Origin of the sequence: Vibrio sp. Vb1018 (assembly GCF_033338775.1) — a bacterium.
In the GTDB taxonomy this organism is placed as follows: Bacteria; Pseudomonadota; Gammaproteobacteria; order Enterobacterales; family Vibrionaceae; genus Vibrio; species Vibrio alginolyticus.
The window spans coordinates 64914-79477 of record NZ_JAWOTI010000013.1 but is presented as its reverse complement, the minus strand read 5'-3'; the positions used below and the strand labels follow the sequence as shown (position 1 = coordinate 79477).

Sequence of the window (14564 nt, the reverse complement as noted above, 5' to 3'; positions counted from 1 at the left end):
CTATTTTGGGAGATCTAAAACTTAATGTTGGGCTCACAATCTAGTGAACTGAGAGAGACAAAAGTATCTGTTTTGGCATAGTACAAGCCACAGGTTTCACCTCTTATCTGCAACGTATATTGGTCTGGAAGATCCGTATAGCTGCCATCCAACAGTTGATTGTTGTTCCCTTTTACTCGTCCTTTTTCAATCAACAAATGCGGTGAAGATTCAAATACGTTATTTGCGATTCTAGGTGCTGGTGTCCCTTGGATTTCTGCGATCGCGTTTTGAATCTCTATGACTGTTTCCGGAGAGTTCTTTTTACTCAATGCTTCAACGGGTTCTTGTGACATAGCTTGGCATCCTATCAAAGAAATCGAAGTGCCTAAGAAAAGCGCAACCCGAATCAGCATTCGTAAAAAGTTAGTTGATCTCAACATGAATTGCCTCTGTTCGTAGCGGAGAGCGAAGATCGCTTAACTCCGGAGATGAAATGTTACGCGGCATGGCGTTGAAACTTGAAGGGGATACTGGCGGACAGGTTCCTGTTTCCATGTAGTTTAGCGCCGCAGAAAGCATACCTTCAGACGGATCGCCTAATGGTTTTGTTAGGTCGTCATTGACCCAGCAACCTTCCACTCTATTGTTTAAGCCTAGCTCGGTATTGATTTGGCTCTTTGGAGTAGGAATAAAACCATCAGCGAAGTCGCCAAATTTTTTCTCGTTCGCCGACTTGAACTGAATAGTGTAGTACATAGTGCCGCAGTTTTGTTCTGGTGAGAACCCATACGGTTTACCTGTGGTTGTTGAGCCTATTTGGATAACCTCCACATCAATGCCGCGCAAAGCGTTGATTAGCAGTTCACTTGAGGAAGCCGTGCCTCCTGAAGTCAGCACATATACGCGCTTTTTGTTCAGTGTCGGAAGCACTTGGTCCGAATATTTCTGTGCTGCCCAGTCTATTGCTAGATTTGTAAAGCGATAGATGTTATCCCCATCTTTAATGGTACGCATCACTTTGTCATTGTGAATCAACTCACTGAAGACTCGGTTCTGACCAGCACCGCTTAGCATGTAGCCTACTTGCGAGGACTGAAGGACTAAGCCACCGCCGTTGTAACGTAAATCAACGACGATCTCGTCAACATTCTCTGCTGAGAGCGTACTGAACGCCTCAATAAGCGGGGCTTGAGCGCTTGGTTCAAAGGAGTTGTATTGCAGATAGCCGATCCGCATACCTTTGTGTGTAATCACTTTGGCATTTTTAACTGGAGAGGTCATGACATCAGAGGCGGTAAGCGTCACGGTTTTCACTAGACCGTCGACACTCTCAAATGTGAAGGTGTAATCTTGATTGATGTCAGGGTTAAAGAGCGTTTTGTTAATAAAATCAATGTCGGACTGACTACCGGTGTTAACCACATCAATATTATTGATTTTCAGAAGCTTATCACCACGAGCAATGCCGCTTCTATCAGCTGGCGAGGCTTCTTCAGTGTAGGAAATACGAACGTCTCGAGGTTGTACGCCACGTAGGAATGCCCAGTTGAAACCAAATCCAGCAACTAAACCGGATTGCGATGATTTCATATCATCTTCATAAGAGACGGTAAAATGGAAGCGATCTTTTGGTTTACCCGTCGCGGTAGTAGCAGAGGTGACCAGCGTATTGAAGTAATCAGTAACAGTTTTGTAGTTTGCTGGATTATTATCAGGAACCTCGTCATACCATAGATACGTTTCGTTAGTAAAAGCTCTTAAAAAGAGTTTTTCGTGTAATGCAGAGCCCAATTTATCTGGATAGGCGGCATAGTTGTCATATGGGTCCAGTCCGACGCGGGGCGTTTCACATTGGTTGATAAACGTTTTCGACGGTTGGCTAAAATCATGAACTTTCCACGTTGGACCGTTTGCACTGCTAGTGGACGGAGTAGGTGATGAGCTATCACCGCCACCACCGCCACAGCCTTGTAATAATGCGAGAGTGACTGCCGTTGCTAAAGAATACTTAAATTTCACTTTTCTATGTCCTTATAAATAATAGAATTATAATTATGTGTTTTGCTTTTGTTTTTATTAGCTAGGTGAATGTATTAATTTAATTTGTTCGTCTGCAAATTTATAGTTAAATAGTGTGAGGTAAATAACGTAAAAAAGTTGTCTTTTATACTTAAGCTAAATTAGTCATTACTTAAGTTTTCTGTCTATTTCAAAAGAGCTAACAAGACAATTAATAAGTGTGAAATTAAGACAAGTTCTTAGTTGACTAAGCGACGCTTGCTAAATAAAAAATCAGAATTAGATTCAGGAAACGCTTTGAATCAATAGTTTGGTAGGGATATATGATGTTATCTCGGGGGTGTTTGATTTATTTATCTGATGCTTTAACTTAATTTAGTGAGTTGAGCGACGTGCTTTAATAAGCTTCCGTCAATGTTAGGTAAATCATCAGCGAAAAATATCTGAGCACCGGGAGTGCAGCGCATTAATATATTTGTTAGTTCACCTTCATTGTTGGAAGTGTTAACTGCGTTAAGTTTCGCTAATTTATTACAAAGCTCGTCCTCTATTTGCACTTTCTGCTCTTCGGTGAGCCTAATGCGACCTATACATACGCCTGGGTTGATATCATGAGAAAGCGAATCTTGTTGAAATCGCTCTTTGAATAAGGTGTCTAATGCCGTACCTTCTTCCATAATAAATCGACGACCAGAACGGTAAAACAAGCCGTCTCCGAAGTTTTCGACATATCCTAGAATTTCCGCGATACGCAAATAGAATCGTAAGCTTGTATCAGAAAGTCCGTAAGTTTGGGCTATCTCTTGCGGTTTAATATCACGAGAAGTCAGCATATAAATAAAATCAAGTAAATAAGGATGCTCAACGAAAAGGGCGCTCTCTTCATCTGTTAGCATTTGCTCGTTTTGGTGCTGAAGCTCGTTGGCTAAGGTTGCGAGTTCGATGAGATCGGTATTCAGGTAGTTCAGATAAATAAGTACTTTATCCAAACCTAAAGCTGGATTATGTAGGTGGCGTTTAATACTAGATAAAGGGATGCCACTTTTCTCTGACAAGGAATTGTAGCAAAGCCCTTCTTCTTTAATCTTTTGTCGTAGCGCTGCAAGTAAAAACTTTGGTCCAACATTCATCCTTGAATATCACCTTATTCGTTATTCCGTTTACTGGCTGATATTTTGCCTTTCAAGCAGCAGGTTTCGAATCGCTGTGCCTGCTTCTAGAATGTGCTTTTTCAGTAGGTACTTGGCGCCTTCGATATCGCGATTTTGGCACATTTCAAACAAGCTTAAGTGCTCTTCTTCTGCCTTTTTAATGCCTGTAGTAAACAATAGCTGCATGCGTATGTATCGGTCACACTTTGTGTTCAGGTTGTAAATGACGTCCATAGTTTCAGGCATGTTGGCTGGCGCATATAGGGCTTTGTGGAACTCGTAGTTGTAGTTGCTCCATTCTTCTACTTCGTCGCCACTATTCACTACTGACTCGAAACGTTCGCGAACTTCGCGCGCGCGTTCAAGGTCAGCGTCTGTCATATTTTGAATCGCGCGCTCTAAAATGTGGCATTCCACGACAGCGCGCAGTTCAAATAGCTCATTGATTTTCTCTGGAGATAGCTCAGTGACCGTCGCACCTTTGTGAGGTTCAAAGCTAACGAGTCCTTGTGCTTCCAATTGAACTAACGCTTCACGCACAGGAATTCGGCTAACATTAAACTCTTTTGCTAACGCATCTTGACGTAAAGGTTGACCAGTTTTTAACTCGCCCTTCAAGATCTGAGTTCGAATTGCTTCCTCAACGAGCTGAGTGCGCGTTTTAAAAACAGGTTTCTGTGACATTGAAGTCTCCCGTGAAATTAATATTGTATCCAATCCATTTTACTTTAGTAGTTTATTGTTTTTCTGGCACAAACCAACTAGGAAAGAAGGTTTTGAGAAGTAGAGTGAAATAAAAGGCATCAGTTGATGCCTTTTTGAGCCATTTGGTGGGCTTATTGGGACACACTGCCATCTATGGCGCGTTGGATACCCAGTGGGTTCGACGCTTTTAATGAATCCGGCAATAAAGATTCTGGCAAAGCTTGATAAGAGACCGGACGCAACCAACGATGAATAGCCTCCGCACCGACAGATGTTGAGGCAGAATTGGTTGAAGCCGGATATGGTCCACCATGAACCATAGCGTAACCAACCTCGACGCCAGTTGGCCAACCGTTGAATACAAGGCGTCCGGCGATTTCTTCCAAACTTGGAAGCAGTTGCTTGGCTTGTTCTTCGTCTTCAGCGGTAGCGTGAAGGGTTGCGGTGAGCGATCCAGTCAGTGAATCACTCAGTTTCAACATGTCATCGAAATCTTCACAGATTACGATTAACGATTGAGGACCAAATATTTCTTCCTCCCATTGCGGGTTTTCACGCCAGTTTTTACTGTCCGTCACGAACAGTGCTGGTGAGACATTGGTCGCTTCTGCTTGTTCAGAACGAGTGACGTTAATGCCTGTTTCGGAAGCTCGCTTATCCACTTCGGATTCATACGTTTCTCGGATTCCTTGCGTTAGCAAAGTGGCCGTTGATTGTTGTCGAATTAACCCTTGAGCGATTTCGATAAAGGCTTGCGTTTCTGGGCTATTCAAGACAAATACAATGCCTGGTTTTGTACAAAATTGTCCACAGCCCAAAGTCATAGAAGCCACAAATTCTTCAGCCAATGATGCGTTTGCCCGTATGGCTGAAGGGAGAATAAATGTTGGATTAATCGCCCCTAGTTCGCCATAGAAGGGGATTGGCTCTGGTCTTTGCTGGGCTAGATTGAACAGCGCACGGCCACCACCGACTGAACCTGTAAACCCAACCCCTTTAATTTTTGGATGGGTAACGAGTGCTTGGCCAAGTGCACGTTTGTTACCTTGCAATAGCGTGAAGATGGCTTGCGGTAAGCACTCTTTCTCAAGTGCAGCCTCAATACACTCAGCAACAAGTTGACTGGTGCCAGGGTGGGCGGTATGGCCTTTTACAATCACAGGGCAGCCAGCAGCCAGTGCCGAAGCCGTATCGCCACCTGCAGTAGAAAATGCGAGCGGAAAATTAGACGCACCAAACACGGCGACAGGGCCAATTGCGATTTGTTGACGGCGAATATCTGGTTTTGGCAGTGGTTGACGGTTTGGGTTTGGCGTATCGAAAATTGCTTGATGGTGATTACCCGATCTCACAACCTCGGCAAATAGTCTTAATTGGTTCGCGGTACGTCCTATTTCGCCGCTTAAACGTGCTTCGGGAAGGGCAGTTTCTAAATGAGCACGAGCAACGATTTCTTCACTCTTCACTTCCAATTCAGAGGCGATAGAGCAAAGTAAGCTCGATCGCTTTGCATTACTTAGTTGGCGAAACTCACGCGCAACGTTTTGGGCGGCTGAGGCGGCTTGATTAACTTCTTGCTCTCCATGTACCGGAAACGCAATAGGTAGAGGCTCACCAGTAAAGGCGTTGACTGCGTAAAAAGTGGTTGGTTCTTGTGGGTTCATCATTCTTCCTTACTATCCTTATTACTTCACTTCAAATCCGTACGCATATGGATCTTCATCGTCTACCCATATTGTGTTGTGACCGTATACTTGTGCCCATCCTTCAATACTTGGCAAAATAGCGGCTTTGCCATTCACTTCGGTAATGCCTTCTATACGTCCTTGAAATAGGCTGCCGATGATACTTTCGTGAACAAAGTCTTCTCCTTGATTGAGTTTGCCTCTTGCATGCCATTGCGCCATGCGTGCACTAGTACCCGTACCACATGGCGAGCGATCCAACGCTTTGTCGCCGTAAAACACAGCATTTCGAGCGGTGGCGTTTTCTTGAGTGGGCTCTCCGGTCCATAGCACGTGAGAAACACCGCACACTGTCGGATCTTCTGGATGTACGCACTCAACCGCTCGAGATACCGCTTCGCGAACTTTTGGAGAAAGCATCAAAATTTCATCTGGAGAGTAGTGTTCAAGTCCGGCGTAGTTTTCTTGAGGGTCGACGATTACGTAATAGTTTCCGCCATAAGCAACATCGACAGTGAGCTCACCTAAGCCCTCTATGTCCACGGTTACGTCTTGGTGGGCAAGGTAAGCCGGTACGTTAAATATCTTTACCGACGTGACCTTGTCACCTTTTGTTTGGTAGTGCACTTCGATTTGTCCTGCTGGGACATCAAGTATCAAACGACCTTCTTTTTGGGGAGTGATAAGGCGATTTTCGATAGCGGTGGTGACGGTTCCAATGGTGCCGTGGCCACACATTGGTAAGCAGCCACTGGTTTCAATAAACAGAATTGAAGCGTCTGCGTTATCGCTGCAAGGAGGCAAGACAACGGACCCCGACATCATTGAGTGTCCGCGAGGCTCAAACATGAGTGCCTGACGAATCCAATCATAATGCTCAAGAAAGTATTGGCGCTTTTCGCTCATGGTATTGCCTTCGAGTGGAGGCACACCGCCTGCGACCAGCCTAACTGGGTTGCCGCAGGTGTGGGCATCAATACAGAAAAAAGTTCCTTGTCTCATTTTTCGCTCCTTGCTGAAAAAATGGTTGAATTAAACAATAGTGATGTTAACGTAATGTAAAATATATTGTATACAATCTACGTTTTCAAGTGTGACTCGGAGCATATTTATGTTGGTCAAGGATGAAACAAAAAAGGAAAGGATCGCCGTGATAGGTGCGGGGATTATTGGCTTATCAATTGGATTGAAGTTGCAGCAGCAAGGTTATCAAGTCACAATTTTTGATCCCAATGGCGTGGGGAATGGATGCTCTAAGGGAAATGCAGGTCATATCGCGACTGAGCAAATCTTCCCTCTTGCAACGCCAGCGCTGCTTCCACAATTACCTAAAATGCTGCTAGATCCCAAAAGTCCGGTTTCGATCCGTTGGCAAGATATTCCAAGCACTATCGGGTGGATGATTCGTTTTCTATTACAAACAAAGCCATCAGCCGCGGAGCAGGCAAAAAACGCGATTAAAACTCTTAACGAGCGGTCAGTGGCAAGTTGGCGTGGCGTGCTTGATTCAATCGGAAAAGCGCATCTAATAAAAATGAATGGTTCATTGCTCACTTTTGAAAACGAGAAACTGTTTAAAGACTACCAAAGTACGCTTAACTCACTGGCCAAAAACGGTGTGGCGTATCAAGTTTGGACGCAAGAGGCGATTCGAAAGCGGATACCTGATCTCAGCCATAAGGTTCGTGTCGGCGTCTTTTTTCCCGATACAGGACATACGCTAGACCCTTATCAGATCTGTGTTGAGCTAAGTGAAGCTTTTGAAGCTCTTGGCGGTAAGATTTTACAAAAAGGTGTATCTGCGTTGGAGAAAAATGGTGATGTGTTGGTTGAGTCTCAAACACATTCATTTGACCGAATCATTGTTGCCGCTGGTGTACATTCTAAGCCTTTGATATGGCAGCTAACCGGAGTCAAAGTGCCTATGCAAGCCGAGCGTGGTTATCACCTAATGGTGGATGACAAGCGTGATGTACTGCCATTTCCTATTAGCTCTGCCGATAGAAAATTCATCATGACTCCGATGTCTGGCGGGCTACGCTTGGCAGGCACTGTTGAGTATGCCGATGTAGAATCACCACCCAATATGAAACGTTCAGAAATGCTTTTTCAGTTAGGTGATGAGATGTTTGAATCGGAGTTAAATCCACTCAAGCAAGGAGAAAAGTGGATGGGTAATCGGCCTTCAACAGTCGACTCGTTACCGGTTATTGATAGCATTTGGGATGGAAATGTATTACTGGCATTTGGCCACCAACACCTTGGATTAACTCAAGCGGCGATTACGGCAGATCTCCTTTTAGAGCTTATCGAAGGAAAGCCGACATCGATTGATCTATCACCTTTTTCATTACAACGATTCGCCTGAAAAATTTAATATTAAATATTGTATAAAATATATTAAATGCTAATGTTAACTTAATTTTAACAAAAATGGTGTCCAACAGCCGTACTCGGATGCCTCCAGAAAAACAACCAAAAGGAGTAAAACATGTCACGAATGACCAAAGCACCATTGGCGCTGTTGATTTCAGGAATGCTGTTGGGGGCCTCTGCTTATGCTGAAGACAAATTGACGGTCGTATCTTGGGGTGGTGCATTCACCAAGAGCCAAGTGGAGGCATATCATAAGCCTTTCATTAAAAAAACAGGTGTTGAGATCGTATCCGAGGATTTCAGCGGCGGATTAGCTGAAATTAAAGCACAGGTGGAAGCGAACAACGTGCGCTGGGATTTGGTTTCTCTCGACAAGCCAGACATTGTTCGTGGTTGCGCCGAAGGGTTACTAGAACCAGTGAACCCAAGTATTTTGCCTCCGGGCGCAGATGGAACACCAGCACAAGAGGATTTTATTGATGGTGCGATTCACGAGTGCGCAATCAATACCATCGTAGTGTCCACTGTATTAGCGGTGAACGAAGACGCGTTTAAAGGTAAGGCTTTGCCAAGCAAGTTGACCGATCTTTTTGACCTAAAAACTTTTCCAGGTCGACGTGCATTGCAAAAACAACCTCAGGGCAATCTTGAGTGGGCACTATTGGCTGATGGTGTAAAGCCAGAAGAGGTCTACAGCCTGCTCGAAACCGAAGCGGGGCGTGAGCGTGCTTTTGCTAAGTTGGATACGATCAAATCAGAAGTACTGTGGTGGACAACAGGTGCCCAGCCACCTCAAATGCTTGCAGACAAAGAAGTGGTGATCGCCTCGGCGTTTAACGGCCGAATCCACAATGCCCGTAAGGATGAAGGTCAACCATTTCGGATTATATGGGACCGTCAAATGGGTTACATGAATGGATGGGCGATACCTAAAGGGAGTGAGAACACAAAGCTTGCATTGGACTTCATTGCTTTTTCTTCAGGAACAAAACCATTAGCTGATCAAGCTAAGTACGTTGCCTATGGGCCTACGCGTAAGTCGTCTTCGGCGGAGGTGAACCCAGACATTTTAGCGAACCTTCCTACCGCACCTCAAAACTTCCAAACCGCCTTCCTGATTAACGATGAATGGTGGTCAGACTACGCGGATGAACTCAATGAAGAGTTCAATACCTGGCTGCTTAACTAGGCGTTAATTTGTGTATGGGGTCGAGTTTTCATCCATAAGCGAGGTTCCGTACTTTCCTCAACTGTATTTATGTTTTCGGAGAAATGATGAAAGTCATCGAAGCACAGCAAGTCGCGCAATGTTTAACAATGAAGTCTCTTATTGAAACGATGCGTGAAATGTACTCGCGGCCAGCAACAATACCTCAACGCCGAGTCATGCCCTTAGAAGAGGGAGAATACGAGGCGTTTGCGCTACTTCCAGCTTGGAACCAGGAGTTGATTGCGGTGAAAGCCTTTACGTATTTCCCGCATAACCCTGAGCAAGGCAAAGATACGCTTGCATCTAAGCTGCTTGTTTTTAGACGAAACGATGGTGAGCCGCTCGCACTCGTGGACGGTAAAGTTTTAACGTTTTGGCGCACCGCCGCAGCTTCTGCGTTGGCAGCGGACTATTTGGCGCGTCCCGATGCTGATCGTCTGTTGATCTGCGGAACGGGCAATCTTGCGCCTTATTTTGCGTGGGCATACGCTGCGGTTCGCCCACTTAAGCAGGTTTATATTTGGGGGCGTAACTCAGATAAAGCCGAGGCGACGGTAGATGCCATTGTGTCATCTTCAGAGTATCAGTCGCTTCCTGATGAGCGTCGGTTTCGCGTTTCAGTCGTAGAAAAAGTGGACCACGTTATCAAACACGTTGACATCATCAGCTGTATTACTGCATCAGCAGAGCCTTTGTTTAATGGCGCAGACGTGCAGCCGGGCACCCATATTGATTTGGTCGGTAATCATGACTTGGACAAGCGTGAATGTGACTCCGAAGCAGTGCAACGAGCACAGGTGTATGTTGATAGCCGTATTAATGTATTAGCCGAAGCGGGCGATCTTCTCATTCCAATTCAAGAGGGCGTATTCACGTCAGACGATATCAAAGGGGAATTACCGCAGCTTTGCGCCCAACAAATCTCAGGACGTCAAAACGATGAGGTCATTACTTTATACAAATCAGTTGGCAGTGCTTTGGCTGATTTGGCCGCTGTAAAGGCGGTGTTGTTAGAAAATGGCATAGATAGCCATGTCTGAGCATTTTCGCTCGTTCATTTAAATTGCATACAATATACATATAGGGAAAGTAGTTCATGAAAATTGATTGGAAAGGTGTTTATCCGGCGGTCAGTACGCAATTTCGTCAAGATCAGTCAATTGACTTAGACGCAACGCAAACCGTTATAGACAACCAGATTAAAGATGGTGTGAATGGCATTATCTGCTTGGGTACTGTCGGTGAGAACTGCGCGTTGTACCCGGAGGAGAAACGCCAGGTTTTGCAAGCGGCAAAAGAAGTCGTAAATGGCCGTGTGCCTTTGATTGCTGGTACAGCAGAGTCTATTACCACAGCAGCTGTTGATTACATGCAGGATGCGTACAAAATTGGTATCGATGGTTGTATGGTGATGCCTGCCATGGTTTACCGCACGTCTGAGAGCGAAACGTTCGAATATTACCGCACGCTAGCAGAAGCAACGCCAGAAATGCCAATCATGATTTACAACAACCCGGTTGCTTATGGTGTCGATGTAAACCTCGATATCATGGCGAAACTGGCTGAGTTTGAAAGTATTGTAGCTATCAAAGAGTCGACCACTGATACTCGTCGTATCACCGAGCTTTACAATAAATTTGATGACCGCTTTACCGTGTTCAGTGGTGTTGATGACATCGCTCTTGAATCATTGATGCTAGGTGCGACCGGCTGGATTTCTGGTTTAACCAACGCATTCCCAGAAGAGTCCGTTGCGATTTATAAACTGGCAAGCCAAGGTCGTTATGCTGAAGCGTTAGAGATCTACCGTTGGTTCTTACCCCTACTGCGTTTAGACACCATTCCTACGCTGGTTCAGTGCATAAAATTGGCCGAGCAAGTCTGCGGACGTGGCTCTGAACAAGTTCGTGCGCCACGCCAACTCTTACAAGGTGAAGAGCGTCAACAAGTCATTCAAATGGTTGAACATGCGTTAGAAACCCGCTTAGACCTATCCAAATACAATCTGTAATTGTGCTGTTTAGTAGAGCGTTAACTGACGCTCTACTCATTCGTAATATTCAAAAAATGAGAAGAGGGAAGTCATGAGCACGGAAAACAAGGACTATGTCAGCTTTCAACACGTTAAGAAAACCTACGATGGCACGAATTTGGTGGTGAAAGACTTCAACTTAGATATTACTCCTGGAGAGTTCGTTACTATGTTGGGGCCGTCAGGATCGGGCAAGACCACTTGCTTGATGATGCTAGCAGGCTTTGAAACTGCGACCGGTGGAGACATTTATATCGATGGCGTTCCTGTCAATCATCTCGCGCCGCACAAGCGCGATATTGGTATGGTGTTTCAAAACTATGCGTTGTTTCCACATATGACCATTGCTGAGAATCTTGCGTTTCCTTTAAAGGTGCGAAAACTCGACAGTGACACGATTCAAAGCAAAGTTCAGAGTGTATTAGAAATGGTCGAGCTTGAGCATGTTGCGACTCGATACCCGAAGCAGTTATCAGGTGGTCAACAACAGCGTGTTGCGTTAGCGCGAGCATTAGTGTTTGAGCCTAAACTCGTGTTGATGGATGAACCACTAGGCGCGTTAGATAAGCAGCTGCGTGAGCAAATGCAGATGGAAATTAAACATTTGCATGAAAAGCTTGGCATTACCATTTTGTATGTGACGCACGATCAAGACGAAGCTCTCACTATGTCCGACCGTATTGCGGTTTTTAATCACGGCGAAGTGCAACAACTCGCGACACCAACCGAGCTTTATGAATCTCCGAGTAATACGTTTGTTGCGCAGTTTATCGGAGAAAACAACCAACTCTCAGGTTTAGTCAAAGAGTGGAACGGAAAGTATTGCCAAGTGCTCGTTGGGAAAGAGTTATTTACTGCGAAACCTGTCAGAGTCTCTGAGCAAGGGCAGAGAACAACACTTTCCATTCGACCAGAAAAGATTGTTATTCAACCAGAGAAAGCGTCTTGTGAGAACCAAGTCTCGGGCGTCCTACGAGAATTGATTTATCACGGTGATCATTATCGTCTGGTCGTCGAAGTAGAGAGCGTTGGTCACTTCATCGTTAAAGTACCTAACGATAATCGTAAACACTTGCAGTTAACGCCTGGCTCAATTTGTCGTATTGGTTGGCAAAGTGACGATTGCCATGCTCTTGATGGGACACAAACTCAAAGTAGCGAGGTAGCAGCATGAGTCGAGAGCTAACCACATTAGATTCTGTATTGGAAATCGAACGCCAAGTTCATGAGCAAGAAACCAATCTGAAAGCGCAGCTGCAAAAGGCAGAGCGCCGAAAAAAGCTTCGCTCCATTATGCTCACAACGCCATTGGTGTGTTTTATTCTGCTTACGTTTGCTTTTCCTATCCTCGACATGCTTTTTCGAAGCGTGGATAACCGAGAAATATCCCAGTCACTCCCACAAACTATTCAAGCTTTAGAAAGTTGGGATTATCAAGGTCAGCCTCATCAAGAAGTCATTGAGGCATTCTCTGTTGAGGTACTTGCGCTTTATCAAAGCAAAGAGCTACCGAAAATAGCCAACCGGATGAATATTGAAGAGTCTGGTATGCGCAGTTTACTCATGAAAACCGGCAGAAAGTTGTCTCGGTTGACGTCGCTGCCGATCTCGGTGACACAGCTAGCTAAGCTGGATAAGCGTTGGGCTAATCCTAAATATTGGGCGGCGTTTAAGAATCTTAGTGGCGCATTAACATTCAGTCATTATCTTGCAGCGCTAGACTTGCAAGTGAATGAGTTTGGAGACATTGAGCCCCAACCAGAAAAACGCCAAATATACGTCGACCTTTTCTTTAAAACTTTTTGGATGTCTATCTCAATCACCTTAATTTGTTTGGTGATGGCGTACCCCGTTGCTTACCTGCTTGCCAATTTACCTGATAAGCGCGCGAACTTACTTTTAATTATTGTGCTGCTGCCATTTTGGACATCATTGTTAGTCAGAACCACGTCTTGGATTGTTCTGCTGCAAAACCAAGGGGTCATTAATGATCTCCTTATTTGGTCGGGTTTTACTTCTGAGCGAATTCAGATGATTCACAATACCTTCGGAACGGTGGTGTCTATGGTGCACATTCTGTTGCCGTTTATGATCCTGCCTCTGTATAGCGTAATGAAAGGAATTAGCCCAACTTATTTCCGTGCCGCTCGTTCTCTAGGCGCGACGCCTTTCATTGCGTTCATCAAAGTTTATATGCCGCTTACGTTACCGGGGATAGGTGCGGGGGCCTTGCTTACTTTCATTCTTTCTATTGGCTTCTACATTACGCCCGCTTTGGTTGGTGGAAGAAGCGGACAGATGATCTCCAATATGATTGCCTATCATATGCAGACATCACTGAACTGGGGGATGGCTGGCGCATTGGGTGGACTGCTTTTGTTCGTTGTACTGGTTCTGTTTTATATATTCAACCGTGTGGTTGGTATTAATAACCTTAAGGTAGGAGGATAACCATGGCATTACCAAACTATGCATCAAAAGTAGAGCGAGTTGCTTACGCAGGTTACTTAGCTTTTTGTGGGTTGGTGCTGTTCTTTTTAATCGCTCCAATTCTGACCATCATCCCGTTATCGTTTAATGCAACGCCTTACTTTACTTTTACCGAGGGGATGTTAAACCTTGATTCGGAAGCGTATTCTACTCGCTGGTATCAAGAAATGTTTACTAGTGATCAGTGGCTGTTGGCGCTGAAAAATAGCACGTTCATTGCTTTTATGGCGACACTCGTTGCAACAGGGCTGGGAACTCTGGCGGCGTTGGGTTTAGCCAGTAGTAATTTGCCTTTTCGCAATACGATTATGGCGCTGTTGATCTCACCCATGATCGTACCAGTCATTATCTCTGCTGCTGCGATGTACTTTTTCTACACGCGCCTTGGCTTGTCACAAACTTATCTAGGCGTCATTTTGGCACACGCTGCTTTAGGTACGCCTTTTGTCGTCATTACCGTTACTGCGACGTTAAGCGGCTTTGACCATAGCTTGGTAAAAGCGGCGGCTAGCTTAGGAGCAAACCCTGTTTATACTTTCAGACACATTACCTTTCCGCTGATTCGTCCGGGGATGATTTCTGGCGGCTTGTTTGCTTTTGGCACTTCGTTCGACGAGGTTGTGGTGGCGTTATTCCTGACTGGGGCAGAACAAAAAACCGTTCCGAGGCAGATGTGGTCAGGAATTCGAGAGCAAATTAGTCCGACCATATTGGCGGTCGCTACGTTGTTGATTTTTATGTCGGTGTGTTTGCTCGTGACATTAGAAGTTTTACGTAGACGTAATGTACGCATTCGAGGCATTCAAGAATAACCAAACTTTTGCTTTGTTGGTCACTTTGCACTTTTGTTTAGGGGCACCTCAATTTTTGATCAAATGCGCCTCATTGTAGGCGCTTTTCTTTTGTGTTTGTCG

13 protein-coding genes are annotated in these 14564 nt (G+C 45.0%); 7 read left to right on the top strand and 6 right to left on the bottom strand.

Annotation, left to right across the window (positions count from 1 at the left end; genetic code table 11):
* Positions 1–14: 14 nt before the first annotated feature.
* The 6 genes from R7Z10_RS14750 to R7Z10_RS14725 all read right to left on the bottom strand — a co-directional run bounded on the left by R7Z10_RS14750 (position 15) and on the right by R7Z10_RS14725 (position 6544).
* The gene (locus R7Z10_RS14750) at positions 15–335 is read right to left on the bottom strand and encodes a hypothetical protein (RefSeq protein ID WP_213871599.1); all 321 of its coding nucleotides are present in this window, start codon (positions 333–335) and stop codon (positions 15–17) included.
* A 70-nt stretch (positions 336–405) separates the two neighbouring features.
* Entirely contained in the window at positions 406–2001 is a 1596-nt protein-coding gene (locus R7Z10_RS14745; RefSeq protein WP_318105175.1) for a S41 family peptidase, read from the bottom strand.
* Positions 2002–2366: 365 nt separating this feature from the next.
* On the bottom strand, positions 2367–3131 hold the full coding sequence (locus tag R7Z10_RS14740) for a hypothetical protein (protein ID WP_005377865.1): 765 nt from the start codon (positions 3129–3131) through the stop codon (positions 2367–2369).
* A gap of 30 nt (positions 3132–3161) precedes the next feature.
* Positions 3162–3836: a GntR family transcriptional regulator gene (locus R7Z10_RS14735; RefSeq protein ID WP_005377862.1), complete on the bottom strand. Its 675-nt coding sequence runs from the start codon at positions 3834–3836 to the stop codon at positions 3162–3164.
* A 152-nt stretch (positions 3837–3988) separates the two neighbouring features.
* Entirely contained in the window at positions 3989–5521 is a 1533-nt protein-coding gene (locus tag R7Z10_RS14730) for an aldehyde dehydrogenase (NADP(+)) (protein ID WP_318105200.1), read from the bottom strand.
* Positions 5522–5542: 21 nt separating this feature from the next.
* Entirely contained in the window at positions 5543–6544 is a 1002-nt protein-coding gene (locus tag R7Z10_RS14725; protein WP_047008677.1) for a 4-hydroxyproline epimerase, read from the bottom strand.
* Between the two features lie 109 nt (positions 6545–6653).
* Here R7Z10_RS14725 and R7Z10_RS14720 point away from each other — a divergent pair, with 109 nt between their 5' ends.
* The 7 genes from R7Z10_RS14720 (at position 6654) to R7Z10_RS14690 (ending at position 14462) form a co-directional block, all read left to right on the top strand.
* Positions 6654–7910, top strand: a complete 1257-nt coding sequence (locus R7Z10_RS14720) for an FAD-binding oxidoreductase (protein WP_104975267.1) — start codon at positions 6654–6656, stop codon at positions 7908–7910.
* 123 nt (positions 7911–8033) lie between these two features.
* Entirely contained in the window at positions 8034–9107 is a 1074-nt protein-coding gene (locus R7Z10_RS14715; protein ID WP_017820893.1) for a polyamine ABC transporter substrate-binding protein, read from the top strand.
* An 86-nt stretch (positions 9108–9193) separates the two neighbouring features.
* On the top strand, positions 9194–10168 hold the full coding sequence (locus R7Z10_RS14710) for an ornithine cyclodeaminase family protein (protein WP_005377853.1): 975 nt from the start codon (positions 9194–9196) through the stop codon (positions 10166–10168).
* A 56-nt stretch (positions 10169–10224) separates the two neighbouring features.
* Positions 10225–11139 (top strand): dihydrodipicolinate synthase family protein, encoded by a 915-nt coding sequence (locus tag R7Z10_RS14705; protein WP_005377851.1) that lies wholly within the window; start codon positions 10225–10227, stop codon positions 11137–11139.
* Between the two features lie 73 nt (positions 11140–11212).
* Positions 11213–12334: an ABC transporter ATP-binding protein gene (locus R7Z10_RS14700; RefSeq protein ID WP_005377849.1), complete on the top strand. Its 1122-nt coding sequence runs from the start codon at positions 11213–11215 to the stop codon at positions 12332–12334.
* Complete coding sequence (locus tag R7Z10_RS14695) at positions 12331–13611, top strand: ABC transporter permease (RefSeq protein ID WP_318105172.1); 1281 nt, start codon at positions 12331–12333, stop codon at positions 13609–13611. Before R7Z10_RS14700 ends, R7Z10_RS14695 begins: the two co-directional genes overlap by 4 nt.
* A gap of 2 nt (positions 13612–13613) precedes the next feature.
* A complete protein-coding gene (locus tag R7Z10_RS14690; RefSeq protein WP_025766753.1) occupies positions 13614–14462 on the top strand; it encodes an ABC transporter permease in 849 nt (282 codons plus the stop codon).
* Positions 14463–14564: the final 102 nt, after the last annotated feature.